Below are 17,747 nucleotides of genomic sequence, written 5' to 3'. Positions count from 1 at the left end.
AGACCATGTAATTTTAAGTGGCTAAAGTATTACATAGAGTGAGATTTGTGCAAAGTTTTACTGGATAAAAAAACAGTAAACAAAAAGGGCGACTCAAAGAGTCGCCCTTTCTAAAATCAGTAACGTTAGTGATTAACCAGTCGTTATGCTTCTTTCTTGGTCGAGTGTTTACCTAGCTCGATTTGCTGCTGGTCTTTCTTGTATAGGTTTTCGAAGCAGTAGTTTGTTGCTTCGATATAGCCTTCAACACTACCACAGTCAAAACGTTGGCCTTTAAATTTGTAAGCCAATACACAGCCTGCTTTTGCCTGTTTTAGCAATGCATCAGTGATCTGGATTTCGCCGCCTTTACCTGGTTCTGTCTGCTCGATTAATTCAAAGATATCTGGAGTCAGAATATAACGACCAATGATCGCTAGGTTGCTTGGTGCTGTACCTTGCTCTGGCTTCTCTACCATGTCATCAACTCGGAAAAGGTCATCTTTGATCATTTCGCCAGAGATAACACCGTACTTGTGAGTCTCTTCTTCTGGAACTTCTTGTACAGCAACAATAGAACAGCGGAACTGTTTGTATAGCGCAACCATCTGAGCTAGCACGCCTTGTTGCTCGTTCACACAAAGGTCATCAGCAAGTACTACTGCGAACGGTTCATCGCCTACAAGTTCGCGACCCGTTAAAATAGCATGGCCAAGGCCTTTCATCTCACGTTGACGAATGTAGGTGAAGTTTGCCGCTTCAATCGTTTCACGGATATTAACCAATAGGTCTTCTTTATTGGTGCCGCTAATCTGGTGCTCAAGCTCGTAGTTTTTATCAAAGTGATCCATGATCGAGTGCTTACCACGTCCAGTAACGATGCACATTCCATCCATACCAGCTTCGATAGCTTCCTCTACACCGTATTCAATCAGAGGCTTGTTTACTACAGGCATCATTTCTTTAGGCATTGACTTGGTTGCAGGTAAAAAACGTGTACCGTAGCCAGCTGCCGGGAAAAGGCACTTTTTGATCATGATAAGACCCTTTATCTATAATAATTATTGATTCAACCTGAGTGGTTGATATTTCTGAGGGCAACTCTAGCATAAGTTATGTCGAAAATTCAGCAACAATAGCCATGGTTTACTAGAGCTTCCCTCAAAATTATCGTCAGACTAAGAGGTGGGTCGATTATGCAAGCAGGTTCTGGTTTGCCCATGCTATCGCTTGAACTCTATTTTTTACCGCAAGCTTACGGAATATTTGATAGAGGTGAGATTTAACCGTGAACTCACTAATAAACAAGTCATCGGCGATTTGTGTGTTTGAAGACCCGGATTGAAGACAGCGAATCACCTGGATCTCACGAATGGTTAAATCAACATTGGTTGGTGTGGTGTTGGTATTGACCATATTGCGATAATAAAACAACAGTTGATTGGTTACCTTCCTTGGCAGCCAGTTATCGCCATCAATGACTTCTTGAAGACCACGAGCAATCTTGTCCTTTTGTTCAGTGTTGTAAAAGAGTCCTTTTAGTACCCCATAGGTAAGAAGCTCTGAGGTTGGAAGTTGCTGGGGGACATTGAATAAAATGATTTCGTGATTTTTCCACATAACAGTCAGGTTAGGACAAATAATCAGTAGTTGTGGTACCTCTCTGTAATCGACGAGCAAGATCCGGTTACTCTGCTTTCTATCAACTAGCATTAATTCGTCGGGTGTCATTTTGTAGAGAACAATAGATAAATGCTTTTCTATCTCTTTTACATGTAGATAGGTATCGTTTGGGTCGATGCACAGAAAGTGTAAAGTGCGAGCGTATCTTGATTTTCTCATTGAAACGTCCTGTTTGAGTGGGATTAGATTCCACGTTGTCATGCAGGCTTTAGCTTCTCTAGCGCCTTGATAGTGACTTGCGTTGAATATCAATTATCAAAGTAAATGAGTGGTTTGTAAGTGGAGAAAAAAGCAACATCGCTCTGAATATCATGATTTGTTACGTTTTTATTCTTTGTAGTGAGGAGAGAATAGGAATGCGATTTATCACTGTAGAAAAGCATGCTATTCTTGTGCGCTAAAATTTTCTGAGACTATGAATTTAGACGGAGCAAATCATGGCTAGCCGTGGAGTTAACAAAGTTATATTAGTGGGTAACCTAGGTAATGACCCTGAAATTCGTTACATGCCAAATGGCGGCGCAGTAGCGAACATTACCATTGCAACGTCAGAGTCATGGCGTGATAAAGCAACTGGCGAGCAGCGTGAAAAAACAGAATGGCACCGTGTTGCTCTGTTTGGCAAGCTTGCGGAAGTTGCTGGTGAGTACCTACGTAAAGGTTCTCAAGTTTACATTGAAGGTCAACTTCAAACTCGTAAATGGCAAGATCAAAGCGGTCAAGATCGCTACACAACTGAAGTGGTTGTTCAAGGCTTCAATGGTGTAATGCAAATGCTTGGCGGCCGTGCTCAAGGTGGTGCTCCTGCTCAAGGTGGCATGGGTAACAACCAACAGCAAGGTGGTTGGGGTCAGCCACAGCAACAACAATACAGTGCTCCCGCTCAACAGCAGCCAAAAGCACCTCAACAAGCTCCTCAGCAGGCTCAACCTCAATATAATGAGCCGCCAATGGATTTTGATGATGACATCCCATTTTAATCCCTGTTTTTAATATATTATAAAGACAGTATTAAATTGGAAAAAGCCGCGTTCATCGCGGCTTTTTGTTACCTACAATTCTTAACGCTTTATTTACAACGTCAATTTATAGTATAAGTAGCAATACGGTATAATGTGAGTTGAAAAGGATTTCGTTATTCATGAGATATACCCCGACACTAAAATTGAGCACTCGATTGGTCGCATTTGTCACCGTGATAGTGATCAGCGCGATGTTCATTCTTTTTATTGGTGGCACACTTTCCTTTAAGCGTATTGGACAGGAATATTTAGACCATTATTTGGTTGGCATTGTCGACGTTGTAGATAAAGAGATGGAAGACCCTGACGCCGCGTATTCAATGCAGCGTTGGATGCCTAAGATGTTGCAGGCGAGCAATATTGTTGAGATGAAACTCTCGAACAAGACCGGCATCGTTTATCGTTTCAAAGATACCTCCCCACAAATTGATCCCAATCGTCTTTATGAGAAAAGCTTCATTTTAGAGCGTAATGAAGGCTACCGAATCGAATTTAAAGCACTTCCTCCTTATATTGGCTACAACTACTCAATGGAAGCGATGTGGTCAATTACTTTGGCTGTCGCATTGGTTCTGTTCTGTCTTGCTCGCGGTGTTCGTTGGTTGAAAGAACAACTCATGGGTTCTGAAATCTTGGAAGAGCGAGGAAGAATGATCTTGGCCGGTCAGGTTGAAGCTCATGCAAAGGGAGATGAGCGAGAGTGGCCTTATACCGCAAGCGAAGCCTTAGATGTATTGATTGAAGAGCTACAAGATGCTCGTCAAGAACGAAGTCGCTTTGATACCTTTATTCGTACCCATACTTTCCTAGATAAACTCACGGGAACGGCAAACCGAGTTTTATTCGATAATAAGCTGGAATCGGCACTGCATGAAAGTGGTGCTCGAGGCGGTGTGTTACTGATACGTATCGACGAATGGGAGCAAGTTAGTGATGCTAACGATAAGCAAACCACAGACGGCTTTATTATTGAAGTCGGTGAAGTACTGTCGAATATCGTTCAACGCTATCCCGATGTCATTTTTTCTCGCTATTACGAAGCTGACTTTGCTATATTTATCCCTCATCAGGGCGCAAAAAATATTGCGACCTTGGCTGCTCAGTGTTTAAGGCAGTTAGATAAGCTAACTCCGCCAGAGCCTTTAGAGTCGGATAACTGGTGTCATATTGGTGTGACCATGTATACCGAAGGTGAGCGTCATAGCCAGATCATGGATGAAACGGAAACGGCACTAAAGAGTGCTCAGTTAGAGCGTATTAATAACTGGAGCCGTTACCCGAAAGAGAATAAGAATGAGCTTGATAGAGGCAGTGTTCGTTGGAGAACATTACTTGATAAAGCGCTGCTTCCTGAAAATTTAGTAATCTTTGCTCAGCGGTGTTATCTTATGCCGGAATCTGGTCAAGTTAATGAATTGCATAGAGAAATATTTACTAGAATTCAGGATCCTGACAAAGGTTTATTGAAATCGTCTCGATTTATGCCTGCGGTAGAGCAAGTGGGTTATCAAGCTCAAATGGACCAATCGGTTCTAAAGGTTGTGTTGAAATCGTTGAAAGAATCAACTCAACCTATCAACTATTCAGTGAATCTGAATGTTACCCCGTTTGCTAATAAACAGCACTTTAAGTGGTTTAGGAGTGAGTTGTTACAGCTCTCTGCTCAACACCGCTCTCAGCTTGCGTTTGAGTTTCCAGAAGGGCACTTGATTGCTCATCTTGATTATATGAGACCGGTGGCAAAGATGTTGCGAGGTTTAGGGTGTAAAGTTGTGGTTGGCCAAGCTGGGCGAACCATTGTTAGCACTCACTATATAAAGGATTTGAAGGTTAATTATATTAAGCTTCATCGAAGCCTAATAAAGAAAATCGACCAAAGGCATGAGAACCAACTGTTTGTTCGAAGCTTAATTGGGGCGTGTGGTGATTCTCCAACTCAAGTTATTGCCGTTGGAGTCGAGACAAAACAAGAAAAGAATACCTTGATAGAGTTAGGCATTAACGGCTATCAAGGGAGATATTTCGACGAAGAACAACAAATTATCCCTTTGCCTAATCAAGCAGAAAAAGCCGCGAAAGCGGAATCTGTTGTCAAAGTTGGACGAAGAAATCGATGGCGTAAGAGTAGTAGTTAAGAATGAATTTTAAAGCGATTTTAGACAAAATAAAGCCAACGAATAATAAAGGTAGCTCGCAAGTTGTCTTGCTGGGCAATGACGCCATTTATATTTCATCGACAGAACAAGATCCTCAAGTCGCCAGCATTCCCGTGGTTAATGGGGACTGGGAGAGTGCGCTAAAAAAATCGCTTAGCAGTGAGGCGTTTACCAGTAATAGCGTCCAACTGATTGTCTGTGCTAACTACTACCAAACCTACCAAATTGATAAACCGGACATTCCAGAGAGTGAATGGTCGGTAGCACTGCCTTTTTTACTCAAAGATCTTGTTTCAGAAAGAGTCACGGAAATTACTGCGAGTGCGGTCGCGTTACCAACGTCGAACAAGCTGCAAGTATATGTCCTGCCTAAAAAGCTGTTGGACAAGCTTTTGAATATCACTAATTCGGCTCAGGTTGAATTAATAGGTGTTGCTCCTGAAGATGAAATCTGGGGTTACAGTGCAGGCGAACTGTCTAATTTCATTCTTTTACAACGTAGCGTCAATTCACACTTTAAATTGGGTGCGTTTGTCGAAAATACCGTTTGTTTTCAAAGAACCATCCGCAGTGTTGTGCCACCTTTAACGGGTGTTGCGTCAAGTGCTCTGCAGTTAGATGGCCTCGCTTTAGAGCTTCAACGCTCGATTGATTACCTTTCTTCTCAAATTAAAGGCACCCAGCTTCACCAGCTTAAAATCTGTTGTGACGAAGAAGATGAAGCAGAGTTACAAAGTGCCTTAAACAGTACATTGAGCTCGACAGTTTCACTGTTGGTTGAAGGTGAGCGTGATAATTCAGAGAGTTTGTTGCTTAAACTTGCAGCTGAAAAAGAGACGTTTAAGGTCAATCTTTACCCTGAACACCTTAAGCCTAAAAAAGAATATTTTACGCTGACCAATGTTGTTGCGAGCTGGGGAGTAGTTTGTGTTTTGATGCTTGGTGGTTACTTCGCAATGCAGTATCAAGTTTCTAATCTAGATAAAGAGCTAACAGCCCTGCAACAAGACTCGAATCAACTTAACAAGCAAGTTAACCAATTGAATAGTAAGTTAACTCAGCATAAACCGTCTCCAGAGAAAGTCGCGGCGGTTGCGCGTCTCAAACGTGAGACTGAGGCTAAAAAAGAGGCTTTGAAGGCTGTTGGACAATACGACGAATCCCAACAAGTCGGGTATTCTGGCGTCATGAATTCCTTAGCTAAATTAGGCCGAAATGACATTTCTCTTTCGCACATCTACATGACCCACGATACTTTAGATCTTAGTGGCTTGGCTCGTAACGCAAATGTCGTTCCGAACTGGATTGGTCAGTTTAAAAGTGAGCTTAATTTAGTCGGACGCACTTTTGAAAAACTAAAAATTGGCCGTAATGATCAGGATGTGGTGACGTTTGAGCTAAGTACTCGTCGGGAGAGTAAATAATGCAGCAGTGGAACCAGCTGAGCGATAAGTTTCTTGCATTAAGTCAAAGAGAAAAATGGCTACTTTTTGTGTGTGGTTTTGTTGGCCTATCGATGTTGTTGTTCACCTTATTGGTTGAGCCTGCGTATCTCGATCTACAAGCTAAAAATGCCAAGGCGAGCAGCCTGACTCAATCGAATCAAAGGCAGCAAGGTGAGTTACTTGTTCTGCAAGCTCAGTTAAACAAAGACCCAGACAAAGAAATTAATCGAGAGTACAAAAAGCTGCTGGTGGAGAGCCAAGATCTCTCTCTTCAGCTTTCTCAGATTGTTGATGGATTAATCACACCTTCTCAAATGTCGCAGTTACTGGAGAGCGTTCTTAACGCCGGTAATGGACTAAAGCTTGAATCGCTAGAGTCATTAAAACCAGAAGCGATTTCGAACAATAAAGAGACCAGCGAATATTCAGGCTACTTTCTTCACCCTGTAAGAATGGAGCTAACCGGCAGTTACTTTGATATCTCAGCTTACCTTCAAGCACTTGAGTCTCTACCTGTGAGTTACTACTGGCGCACATTTGAATACTCAGTAGAAGAATATCCTAAAGCTCGACTGGTGTTCGAGGTTTACACATTAGGTACTAGACAGGAGTTTATCGGTGGTTAGAACTCTTTTGTTGTCCTTGCTATTTAGTAGCTCTTTTGTGTGGGCTGAGCAAGATCCCACGGCGCCATTAGGCTGGCTTTCACCTCAACAGAAAACGGCGCCTGCTAAGAAAGCACCAACTCGTTATCGCTTGCCTTCTTTAGAAAGCATCGTGTGTAAGGGAGATACGCCTTGCTATGCGATTATGAATGGTCAGATTCTCGGACAAGGGGAAACGATCAGAGGGTACCGAGTTAAGAACATAGATCCAGAATACGTCACTCTGCAGAGAAGCTCTAAGCAGTGGAAATTAGAGATGTTCTCTTTAGATGTTAAGAATAATTAAGGTTAGAGTGAAGACATGCGTAAACTTGTAGTAGCAATCCTAGTGTCATCTTTAGTCGGCTGTTCGATGGGGCATAGAGATCCTGTTGAGATTAAAGAGTCTTTAAACGAATCAATTAATGAAGCCAATAGCAGAGCGCTTCATGAGCTGCCTTCGTCGGTTCAAGATGACCTTATGCCTCAGCTTAATTCTGACTCGATGTCTCCGGGGATGGAAACGGTTAAGCGTTTTCGTATTCAGGCAAAAGGCGTTGAAGCGAGAACTTTTTTTGCCAGCTTAGTGAAAGGTACGGAATATAGTGCGGCTATTCACCCAAGTGTGTCTGGAAACCTTACGCTTAATCTAACGGACGTGACGTTAGATGAGGTACTGGCTGTTGCTCAAGATATGTATGGCTACGATATTGAAAAGCGTGGCAAAGTGATTCAAGTTTATCCTGCCGGTCTTCGCACCGTAACGATCCCTGTCGATTACTTACAAGTTAAGCGTTCTGGTCGCTCACTAACGACGATCACCACCGGCACGATCTCTAACTCAGATTCGAATTCATCGAGCTCTTCAAACTCGAACTCAAACTCGTCAAATTCATCTAACTCTTCTAATTCATCAAACTCGACATCGAATGGTGGGACAGAGATTGAAACGACCTCTGAAAGTGATTTTTGGCCACAGCTTGAAGCGGCGGTTGCTCACTTAATTGGTTCGGGTGATGGGCAAAGCGTTGTCGTGACCCCGCAAGCGAGTGTGATTACAGTGCGTGCTTACCCTGACGAAATTCGTGAGGTTCGAGAGTTCTTAGGTATTTCTCAACAACGCCTGCAGCGTCAAGTGATCCTAGAAGCAAAAATCATGGAAGTAACCTTGAGTGATGGTTACCAACAAGGTATTAGCTGGTCCAATTTATCTAAGTCGATTGGTAGTGGTGGTGTGGTTATCGACCGTCCTGCAAGTACATTACCTCCATTAGATGCGATTAGCTCTTTGTTAGGCGGACAAACCAATGTAACGATCTCAGATGGTAGTTTCGAAGCAGTATTGAGCTTTATGGATACTCAAGGTGATCTGAACGTTCTATCAAGCCCACGAGTCACAGCGGCAAACAACCAGAAAGCGGTTATCAAAGTGGGTACCGATGAGTACTACGTAACAGATTTATCAAGTTCAGTAGGCAGTGGTGACAACGCGAATGTGGCGCCTGAGGTTGAACTAACTCCGTTCTTCTCTGGTATTTCTTTAGACGTGACCCCTCAGATAGATGACAAAGGTAGCGTGTTCTTACATGTTCACCCAGCCGTTATTGAGGTAGAGGAAGAAGTGAAAGAGCTCAACCTAGGTTCTACAACGGGCTTGGTGCAACTTCCTTTGGCGAAAAGCTCTATTCGTGAATCTGACTCAGTGATTCGAGCTCGAGATGGCGATGTGGTTGTTATTGGTGGTTTGATGAAATCCAACACCAGTGATGTGACCTCTAAAGTTCCATTCCTCGGTGATATTCCAGCCTTAGGTCATTTGTTCCGTAATACCAATCAGTTAACGCAAAAAACTGAGCTCGTGATCTTGCTTAAGCCAACGATCGTGGGTGTGAATACTTGGCAAAATGAGTTGGAGCGTTCACGTGATCTTCTTCAGCAGTGGTTCCCTGATGAAGAGTAATTGCTTACTTTTTCAATATAGAGTGGCAGTGTCTCACTAAGCTAGGTCGTCGTATGTATCAAGCTCACTTTGGTTTTGAACAACTGCCATTTACCTTAACGCCGAATACCGATTTCTTCTATGGCTTAGCGCCTCATTTCGAAGCGATTCAGACGGTAATCTCGGCGTTGGAAATGGGTGAGGGCGTGATTAAGGTGACCGGAGAGGTAGGCACTGGAAAAACCATGGTTTGCCGGATGTTGGTCAATCACCTACATGACTGTACAGCTCTGATCTACTTACCAAACCCTGTGTTATCAGGGGCAGACTTGCGCCAGGCGGTTGCAACAGAGCTTGGTTTAGCTGTCGATAATGAAGCAACCTTGGTTGATAACATTCAGCATAAGCTCATTGAATTGCACAATTCTGGTTTAAGAGTGGTGGCTATTCTTGATGAAGCTCAGGCTCTATCGGATGAAGCGCTCGAAACATTAAGGTTGTTTGGTAACCTTGAAACGGAAGATAAAAAACTGCTGCAGATTGTTCTATTAGGTCAGCCAGAATTGGATGCTCGATTAGAGGCTTATCACCTAAGGCAGTTTCGCCAAAGAATCACATTTAGTTCGACACTGAGACCGCTGAATCTCGATGAAACGGTGGCTTATATTGATAATCGAATCGCTAAATCTGGTGGCAGTCCTGAGTTATTCAGCTTGAATCAAAAAAAGGCGATCTGTCGTTCGTCGTTAGGTATCCCTAGATTGATAAACCAACTTTGCCATAAGGCTCTATTGCTTTCGTTCAGTGAAGATAAGAAAAGTATCGACAACCAACATCTTTTTTCAGCTATGCATGAAACGTACGATGTGTGTAAGCCTAAATTTAAAACGCCAATACTGTGGGGTTGGAATTAATTATGAGCGTCATTAACAACGCCTTGTCTGAATTGGCAAAGAAAAAGTCAGCGACTTCGATTGAAGCCGCAGTCGTACCTAAAGTAAAAACGCGTTCCCCCCTAGTTTGGGTTGTTGCAGGTTTTACTTTGAGCTTAGCGATGGGCGGTTGGGCGATATCGCAAGGCCCTGTGATTGATCAGTCTATTGTTGAGCAGTCAATCTCAACTCGAGATTTACAGGTTCAAGTCTCTGTCGTTGATGATTCAAATGGCATTCAGGAAGTTGCTCAACCTATCTCATCGCCAACTAAGAAATTGGTGACACTAGACTCTGCGATCCTTTCAACAGAAAACACTGCGATGGCAAAAAGCGCTCAATCTAAGCCTAGTGTTTCCGAATCAGTTGTTATGTCTGCCCCAAAAGCGACAAAACAACAAACACCGGCTAAACCTCTAAGCACGCCTAAAACGATTAGGACTGACATCCCCCAACCAGTTTACGTTGCTAGTGTGGCCAAAAAAGATCCTGCGTCTATCTCTAATGAGCCTGTAGCCTCTGGTGATTCAGAAAATAGCGGAATGTTGATCGAACAGGTTGAGTTAACTCCGGAACAGCTATCTGTGAATGCACAAGGTCGAGCTCAGAAAGCGCTTGATGCGAACGATCTTACTGGTGCGTTGAAGGGCTACACTGAAGCTCTACGCTACACGCCACGAAATGAAGATGTCCGTCAGAAACTTGCGATTCTCTATTTTGGTAAAGGCGATACTCGCAAAGCCTATGAGCTTTATCAGTCTGGAATTAAGCTCAACATCAACAGTGAAAAATTGCGATTAGGGTTATCTAAACTGCTGGTTAAAGCGAATCAATCAGAAGCGGCGCTGAGCCCTTTAGTACACATGCCTCCGCATCCAACTCAAGAGTATCTAGCAATGCGTGCGGCGTTGAGCCAAAAATCACAGCAAGAAGAAATCGCACTCGAGAGTTATCAAAAGTTGGTTGAAGTCGATTCAGATAACGCTCGCTGGTGGTTAGGCTTAGCGATTCAGCAAGAACGTCAACTCGATTTCACAGCTGCTAAAGCGTCATACCAAGGTGCGTTAACCAGAGTCGGTATCTCATCTCAATCACAAAGCTTTGTGCGTGACCGGTTAAAAATACTCAATGCTTTAGAGGAGAGCGGCGATGCAAATTAGATTAAGAAAAAGACTTGGTGATTTGCTTGTCGAAGAAGGCATTATCACTGAGGCTCAAGTTGAACAAGCACTGGCCGCTCAGAAAAGTACTGGGCGTAAGCTGGGTGATGCGCTAATTGAGCTTGGCTTCTTGTCAGAACAGCAAATGCTGAGCTTTTTGTCGCAGCAGTTAGCGATTCCTCTTATTGATTTAAGCCGAGCCGTTGTCGATGTTGAAGCAGTACAGCTTTTACCCGAAGTACATGCTCGTCGCCTTCGTGCATTGGTTATTGGACGCCAAGGTGACACTTTGCGTGTTGCAATGAGTGACCCAGCCGATCTGTTTGCCCAAGAGTCTTTGCTTGGTCAGCTTGGCGATTACGCGCTGGAATTCGTTGTTGCTCAAGAAAGGCAATTGGTTGATGGCTTCGATCGCTATTATCGAAGAACCAAAGAGATTGCCTCGTTTGCTGAGCAACTTCACGCTGAACACCAAGTTAATGATGCCTTTGATTTCGATATCGCTGAAGAAGACAGTGATGAAGTTACCGTCGTTAAGCTGATCAACTCGCTATTTGAAGATGCTATTCAGGTTGGCGCTTCGGATATTCATATCGAGCCAGATTCAAACGTATTGCGTCTTCGTCAGCGTATTGATGGTGTGCTGCATGAAACATTGCTGAATGAGGTGAATATTGCTTCGGCACTTGTACTGCGCTTGAAGCTGATGGCAAACCTCGATATCTCAGAGAAACGTCTTCCTCAAGATGGTCGCTTTAATATCCGAGCTAAAGGTCAGTCGGTTGATATTCGTATGTCGACCATGCCAGTACAGCACGGTGAATCAGTGGTTATGCGTCTTCTTAACCAGTCAGCAGGCCTACGTAAACTAGAAGAGTCGGGCATACCGAGTGATCTGTTGGTTCGTCTGCGTCAACAATTGCGCCGTCCACATGGCATGATTTTGGTTACCGGACCAACCGGCTCAGGTAAAACAACAACCTTATACGGCGCGTTAAGTGAATTAAACGAACCGGGTAAAAAGATCATTACTGCGGAAGACCCGGTGGAATACCGCCTACCTCGTGTGAATCAAGTTCAGGTAAACCCTAAGATCAATCTCGATTTCTCTACTATCTTGAGAACCTTTCTACGTCAGGATCCCGATATTATTCTTATCGGTGAGATGCGTGACCACGAAACCGTTGAGATAGGCTTGAGAGCTGCACTGACCGGCCACTTAGTATTAAGTACGTTACATACCAATGATGCGGTAGACAGCGCGTTGCGTATGATGGATATGGGTGCTCCGGGTTACTTGGTCGCGAGCGCTGTTCGAGCAGTAGTCGCACAGCGATTAGTTCGTAAAGTGTGTACAGATTGTAAGGTTGAGGATGAGTTAGATGAACCTCGCAAGCAATGGCTGAGCGTCCGTTTCCCTAACCAAGTAGGTGTGCCGTTTATGAAAGGCCGTGGTTGCCAGAACTGTAACTTAACGGGTTACCGCGGGCGAATTGGTGTATTTGAAATGTTGGAGCTAGAGCAAAACATGATGGATGCACTGAGAGCTAATGATGCGGTAGGTTTTGCTCAAAAGGCGAGACAGTCTGAAAACTATAAACCGTTATTGGCTTCTGCGATGGAATTGGCTCTGCAAGGTGTCGTGAGTCTTGATGAGATAATGCATCTTGGCGAAGGTGATGCGTCCGGTGCCACTGACCCAATTTATCTGTAGGGGTAGAATGATATGCCAACGTATCGTTATGTAGGTCGCAGCTCTGATGGTAGTCAAGTAAGTGGGCAATTAGACGCGAATAACGAAGATCTTGCTGCTGAAAGCTTGATGAGTAAAGGGATCATTCCAACCTCTATCAAACTGGGCAAAAGTGGTGGTTCAGTCTTAGATATGGATGTATCGAGTCTGTTCTTTCCGAGTGTACCGTTAGAGGTGTTGGTTCTGTTTTGTCGACAGTTATACAGCCTAACCAAAGCGGGTGTACCACTATTAAGATCGATGAAAGGCCTCACTCAAAACTGCGAAAATAAGCAGCTGAAAGCCGCCTTGGAAGAGGTGGTTGCTGAGCTAACTAATGGTCGCGGCTTAGCGGCGTCAATGCAGATGCACCCAAAGGTATTCAGTCCGTTGTTTGTCTCGATGATTGGCGTTGGTGAAAACACAGGCCGTCTAGATCAGGCTTTACTGCAATTAGCTGGATATTACGAACAAGAAGTTGAGACTCGCAAACGAATTAAGACTGCGATGCGTTACCCAACATTCGTGATCAGTTTTATCTTGATCGCAATGTTCATTCTTAACATCAAGGTTATTCCACAGTTCTCAAGCATGTTTGCGCGCTTTGGTGTCGACTTGCCGCTGCCTACTCGTATCTTGATTGGTATGTCTGAGTTCTTTGTGAATTACTGGGGCTTAATGCTAGGCGTGATCTTTGGTCTTATCTTTGCTTTTAAAGCCTGGGTTAAGACAGACAAAGGGCTCGAGAAGTGGGATCGATTACGCTTAAAAATGCCGGTCATTGGCGGAGTGGTGAATCGAGCACTGTTGTCACGCTTCTCACGTACTTTTGCTTTGATGCTTAAAGCTGGTGTTCCACTGAACCAGTCACTAGCGCTTTCAGCGGAAGCCTTAGATAACCGTTTTCTAGAGTTGCGAGTTCAAGCCATGAAGTCGGCCATTGAAGCCGGTAGCACGGTTTCGTCGACCGCAATTAACAGCGAAATTTTCACACCGCTAGTGATACAAATGATCTCCGTCGGTGAAGAGACGGGCCGTATTGATGAGCTCTTACTTGAAGTAGCTGATTTTTATGACCGCGAAGTCGATTACGATCTGAAAACTTTGACCGCCAGAATTGAACCCATTTTGTTAACCATCGTTGCGGGCATGGTGCTGATTTTGGCGCTAGGTATCTTCTTGCCGATGTGGGGAATGTTGGATGCGATCAAAGGCTAGGGAATGCTAAATAACCTACAACGCTCACGTTTTGTTATTTGGACAGTGGTTATTCTTTTTCTTATTGTCGGTGTGCTTTCGGCATTCAAAACGGTAGAAGAAGAAGCGACTAACACGGCATTTATCGTCGCGAGCAAGCGGATTTTAGAGCAAGCCAATTTGTTCAAACAGCAGTATTTGTTATCGGGTGCTGGGCAAGAAGAAGGCTCGGAACCCCCAAAGATCTACAGCAGAACTGGGTGGGTAATGCCTATCCAAGGTACGGAGCGAGACTGTAATTATTGGCTGGATCAATTATATCCTCAAGGGAGCATTTTAGGGCTAAGCTCTCCAAGAGTTGAAGATAAAAGTGACAACAGACACTTTCACTGTAGTTATCATTATACTGATAAATATCAGGTAGATATATTACTTGAAAGAGAAAGGTTTAGTGTAAAAGCCAATATTTTGGCTTTGTGAAAATATTGACAGTTTTTTTATGGTTTTATACGTGTGCAAATGTATAATGCGCGTTAGTAATTAGATGAGTAGGTAGAAAATGCTTAAAAATCAAAAGGGTTTCTCCCTTGTCGAATTAGTCATCGTAATTGTTGTCGTTGGTTTATTGGCAGTGGCGGCTTTACCCCGCTTCTTAGATGTGACAGATGAGGCTAAAAAATCCAGTATTGAAGGCGTGGCTGGTGGTTTTGCAACCGCAGTATTATCAGCAAGAGCACAGTGGGAAGCAGAGGCTAGGCCATCAGAGAAGATAGGTGTTGAAACATACAATACTGTAAACTATGATGGTGTTGATTTTTGGTTAACAAGATCAAAAAACAGTAACAACGTCGAGACCGACTTTCGTGATGGCTATCCGTGGACTCTGAACAATAATTCGAGCACTGCTCCACAAGATATTTCAGATGAAACATGTTCTGAGTTGATGGAAAACTTGCTGCAAAACCCACCTAAAGTTGGTGCGGTTTCAGATATCGCTAATGACTCAAATTACAAATATTCAGCGCAAGCGAATTCAGGTGATGCAACCTGTACTTACGTTCAATTAGAAGGTAGTACAGAACATGAATTTGTTTACGAAATTAAAACTGGTCGTGTGACCGTAACTTTGCAGTAAGTCTGCGTAAAATTAAACATAGAGAGAGCTTAACTATGAAAAGACAAGGCGGTTTCACCCTAATCGAACTAGTGGTTGTAATTGTTATTCTAGGTATTCTTGCTGTAACTGCGGCACCACGTTTCCTAAACTTGCAAGATGATGCGAAAGAATCAGCACTACAAGGTTTAGCCGGAGCAATGAACGGTGCTTCAGGTATTGTATTTGGTAAGTCAGCGATTGCTGGTCTAGAAGCTAGTGCTGCTGCATCAATTACTGAAAATAACGTGACAATTAACACGGTTCTTGGCTACCCAGAAGCTACTTCAGCTGGTATCGGTAATGCAACTGATATGGATGGCTTCAACATTCTTGCTGGCGGTGGTACTGCTCAAGGTGCAACTATCGAATATGGTTTTACTGGTTACACAGACTTCTGTGTTCAATACACAGCTGCAACATCATCAGCTCAAGCTACAGCTCGTGTAGTGTCAAGTGCAAGCGGTACAAACTGTCAATAAGTTCGCTGATTGTTAATGTATGATGAGGCCAGCTCTTGCTGGCCTTTTTTCTATCCAGTGCATATAAATATCAAAACTATTCATATACATAATATCGAAAGCTTCGTTATCTTGTATAATCAGTATTCGCTAGACAGTTAGAGGCTCATTATGGATAGCAGCCCAAAATCCAACGGCTTTACTCTGGTAGAGCTGATCATCGTTATCATTATTCTTGCTATCGTATCTATTACCGCTGTATCACGTATGTCCGGTCGAAGTAGCTTTGAACTTTATGCCTTACAAGATCAAGTCATTTCAGTTGTTAGGCAGGTTCAAGTCAACCGCATGCAATCCAACCTTGATTCGTCATCTCCTTTAGACCAAGATAATTTTCAACTCGTGGCTGATGGAAATTGTCTTGGTTCATCTAATGCGTGCTCATCCGACGAAGAGTCAGTTTCGCGAAGTGATCGTGTGTTGGAACATGGGTACTTATTTCGCTACCAACCTGATCTTACAGATAACACCCTGGAATTTGACCTTTTAGGAAATCCTACCCTAGCAGCTTCGGCTGGAGTAGGTATAGAGATCAGTGAACAAGCAAACTCAGAAAACCGAGTTTGGGTTTGTATTAATGAGCAAGGCTTTGTTTCTGCTGAAGTGGGAAGGTGTTGATGGTGAAAAACAATGTAAAAGGATTCACTTTAATAGAATCAGTGATTGTAATCGTCTTACTGGGTTTTGCGGCGCTTACATTATCCTCTTTTTTAGCTCCACAATCTGCCCAATCTAGCGATGCAAACTACTACAATCGAGCTTCAGCATTAGGTAGTAGTGTTATGTCTAGGTTACTTGCTCAAAGCTATACGGATATTGATACGTTTGATGGTGAAACGGATCTAAGCAACTTGATTAAAGATGCATCTACCTACATAAACTTTCAAGTTGAGGTTTCTATAGACCCAGTATCAGGCGCGAGTAGTAATCTTAAATCTGTCATTGTCGAAGTTACTTCAAGCTCGCAGCCAACAGTGTCCTTTAATGCTTTTAAGGGGAACTATTGATGCGAATGAAAGGCTTTACATTGATCGAGTTGATTCTAGCCATCGTTGTATCTAGCATTCTGTTGCTCGGTTTAGCTAATTTCACGGAAGTGGGTGTAAAAGGTTATTTTAGTACGGTAGAACGTTATCGCTTACAAACTGAAGCCAATTTTGTTATTGAAAAAATATCACGTGAGATGAGGCATGCAGTACCAAACCTATTCCCCTCAGCAGTATCTAGCGGTTGTGTCTCTTTTTACCCAATCGTAGACTCTGGTTTCTATGTGGTATCAGGGGCAGATATTAATTTTTTAGTAGGCGATTCAGATAGTGATATTCAATCACTGAAAAACTTATCAATGGTTATTAACCCAACGCGCCCTTACGAAGAAATTAATAATATCGATAATGTATTCTCATTAACTAATATCAGCCAAGTTACAGGAACAAATGTCTCAGGAGCTGCATTTACTTTGGTCGATCAGGCTAGTGATTTGGTCGGAGGGTCTGTGAGTAATCGGCATTATATTTTTGACGATGATAACCCTGTTGAATACTGTCTTTCTGGCGATGATTTTTTAACAAGAGCCAATGGTGGAGCGCCAGTTACCATTAGTGATAAATTAAATGTTGCTAAAAGCTCCCTTTTATATTCTCCGGCTACGGTTCAGCAAAATGGAATTGTAGATCTAACCTTTACATTTACTGTTAATGGTGAAACCACGACCTTTGAACAAGAAGTGCAGGTGCTCAATGTCCCGTAGTTATCAACAGCGTGGTAGCGCACTTATAATAGTTATTTTTGTCATCGTTATTGTTGGGTTTCTCGCGACAAGTTTAACGCGTACCAGTTGGTCAACTCACGATACCAATACCCGCTCAGTATTGGGCACTCAGGCATGGCTATTAAGCCATTCTGTTAATGAGTATGTAATGACTCAGTTTTATCCGAGCCTTGACCCACTTGCCTCTTCTGCTGTTTCCGCCGCGTGTACTAACCTAGAGCCACTTGGTGTAGTTTCTGAAGCTAAATCTTTGATATCCAGAGTACCAATGAACTGCTCTCTTAATAGTTTAGAGTGCTCAAGTCGTGGTGAATTAGGTGGTTTTGTTTTTTATGTTTTAGAGTCTTCGGTTGTTTGTGGTTCAGGTATCAATCAAGTACAGCGTATTCAAGAAGTTTGGGTGAGGGAATAAA

Annotated in this window: 19 protein-coding genes; 17 read left to right on the top strand and 2 right to left on the bottom strand. The window is 43.2% G+C overall.

Going from position 1 to position 17,747, the window contains the following annotated elements:
* Positions 1-143: 143 nt before the first annotated feature.
* Positions 144-1,016 (bottom strand): UTP--glucose-1-phosphate uridylyltransferase GalU, encoded by an 873-nt coding sequence (gene galU, locus AB4384_RS20160; protein WP_017061340.1) that lies wholly within the window; start codon positions 1,014-1,016, stop codon positions 144-146.
* Between the two features lie 157 nt (positions 1,017-1,173).
* On the bottom strand, positions 1,174-1,821 hold the full coding sequence (locus AB4384_RS20155; RefSeq protein ID WP_029235590.1) for a LuxR C-terminal-related transcriptional regulator: 648 nt from the start codon (positions 1,819-1,821) through the stop codon (positions 1,174-1,176).
* 278 nt (positions 1,822-2,099) lie between these two features.
* On the opposite strand from AB4384_RS20155, the gene AB4384_RS20150 reads away from it, so the two are divergent.
* From AB4384_RS20150 to AB4384_RS20070, 17 genes are all read left to right on the top strand, one after another.
* Positions 2,100-2,642, top strand: a complete 543-nt coding sequence (locus tag AB4384_RS20150) for a single-stranded DNA-binding protein (protein ID WP_372130028.1) — start codon at positions 2,100-2,102, stop codon at positions 2,640-2,642.
* A gap of 161 nt (positions 2,643-2,803) precedes the next feature.
* A complete protein-coding gene (gene csrD / locus AB4384_RS20145) occupies positions 2,804-4,819 on the top strand; it encodes an RNase E specificity factor CsrD (RefSeq protein WP_372130027.1) in 2,016 nt (671 codons plus the stop codon).
* Positions 4,820-4,821: 2 nt separating this feature from the next.
* Complete coding sequence (locus AB4384_RS20140; RefSeq protein ID WP_017065934.1) at positions 4,822-6,264, top strand: MSHA biogenesis protein MshI; 1,443 nt, start codon at positions 4,822-4,824, stop codon at positions 6,262-6,264.
* Positions 6,264-6,911, top strand: a complete 648-nt coding sequence (gene pilO, locus AB4384_RS20135; RefSeq protein WP_017061345.1) for a type 4a pilus biogenesis protein PilO — start codon at positions 6,264-6,266, stop codon at positions 6,909-6,911. Before AB4384_RS20140 ends, pilO begins: the two co-directional genes overlap by 1 nt.
* Positions 6,904-7,236, top strand: coding sequence for a hypothetical protein (locus tag AB4384_RS20130; RefSeq protein WP_017061346.1), 333 nt, complete (start codon positions 6,904-6,906; stop codon positions 7,234-7,236). The genes pilO and AB4384_RS20130 overlap by 8 nt, the downstream gene beginning before the upstream one ends.
* A 15-nt stretch (positions 7,237-7,251) precedes the next feature.
* Positions 7,252-8,889: a pilus (MSHA type) biogenesis protein MshL gene (mshL, locus tag AB4384_RS20125; protein ID WP_050651986.1), complete on the top strand. Its 1,638-nt coding sequence runs from the start codon at positions 7,252-7,254 to the stop codon at positions 8,887-8,889.
* A 53-nt stretch (positions 8,890-8,942) separates the two neighbouring features.
* Positions 8,943-9,782 carry an ExeA family protein gene (locus tag AB4384_RS20120; RefSeq protein WP_017061348.1) on the top strand — a complete coding sequence of 280 codons (840 nt, stop codon included), beginning with the start codon at positions 8,943-8,945 and terminating at the stop codon, positions 9,780-9,782.
* 2 nt (positions 9,783-9,784) lie between these two features.
* Positions 9,785-10,960 (top strand): lipopolysaccharide assembly protein LapB, encoded by a 1,176-nt coding sequence (locus AB4384_RS20115; protein ID WP_017068727.1) that lies wholly within the window; start codon positions 9,785-9,787, stop codon positions 10,958-10,960.
* Complete coding sequence (locus tag AB4384_RS20110) at positions 10,950-12,674, top strand: GspE/PulE family protein (RefSeq protein WP_017061350.1); 1,725 nt, start codon at positions 10,950-10,952, stop codon at positions 12,672-12,674. Before AB4384_RS20115 ends, AB4384_RS20110 begins: the two co-directional genes overlap by 11 nt.
* 12 nt (positions 12,675-12,686) lie before the next feature.
* Positions 12,687-13,910, top strand: a complete 1,224-nt coding sequence (locus AB4384_RS20105; RefSeq protein WP_017061351.1) for a type II secretion system F family protein — start codon at positions 12,687-12,689, stop codon at positions 13,908-13,910.
* Between the two features lie 3 nt (positions 13,911-13,913).
* On the top strand, positions 13,914-14,369 hold the full coding sequence (locus tag AB4384_RS20100) for a hypothetical protein (RefSeq protein ID WP_017068728.1): 456 nt from the start codon (positions 13,914-13,916) through the stop codon (positions 14,367-14,369).
* A 79-nt stretch (positions 14,370-14,448) separates the two neighbouring features.
* Positions 14,449-15,024, top strand: a complete 576-nt coding sequence (locus tag AB4384_RS20095) for a prepilin-type N-terminal cleavage/methylation domain-containing protein (RefSeq protein WP_017061353.1) — start codon at positions 14,449-14,451, stop codon at positions 15,022-15,024.
* Between the two features lie 35 nt (positions 15,025-15,059).
* A complete protein-coding gene (locus AB4384_RS20090) occupies positions 15,060-15,524 on the top strand; it encodes a prepilin-type N-terminal cleavage/methylation domain-containing protein (RefSeq protein WP_161749894.1) in 465 nt (154 codons plus the stop codon).
* 150 nt (positions 15,525-15,674) lie between these two features.
* A complete protein-coding gene (locus AB4384_RS20085; protein WP_161749892.1) occupies positions 15,675-16,181 on the top strand; it encodes a prepilin-type N-terminal cleavage/methylation domain-containing protein in 507 nt (168 codons plus the stop codon).
* Positions 16,181-16,570: a prepilin-type N-terminal cleavage/methylation domain-containing protein gene (locus tag AB4384_RS20080; protein WP_016790948.1), complete on the top strand. Its 390-nt coding sequence runs from the start codon at positions 16,181-16,183 to the stop codon at positions 16,568-16,570. The genes AB4384_RS20085 and AB4384_RS20080 overlap by 1 nt, the downstream gene beginning before the upstream one ends.
* On the top strand, positions 16,570-17,313 hold the full coding sequence (locus tag AB4384_RS20075; RefSeq protein WP_017066956.1) for a PilW family protein: 744 nt from the start codon (positions 16,570-16,572) through the stop codon (positions 17,311-17,313). The genes AB4384_RS20080 and AB4384_RS20075 overlap by 1 nt, the downstream gene beginning before the upstream one ends.
* Positions 17,303-17,746, top strand: a complete 444-nt coding sequence (locus AB4384_RS20070; protein WP_029235849.1) for a hypothetical protein — start codon at positions 17,303-17,305, stop codon at positions 17,744-17,746. Before AB4384_RS20075 ends, AB4384_RS20070 begins: the two co-directional genes overlap by 11 nt.
* The last annotated feature ends 1 nt before the right edge of the window (position 17,747 follow it).

Source organism: Vibrio sp. 10N.261.51.A4, assembly GCF_041471945.1.
Lineage (GTDB): Bacteria > Pseudomonadota > Gammaproteobacteria > Enterobacterales > Vibrionaceae > Vibrio > Vibrio crassostreae_C.
The sequence above is the reverse complement of the archived record's forward strand: the minus strand, read 5'-3'. Positions and strand labels throughout refer to the sequence as shown.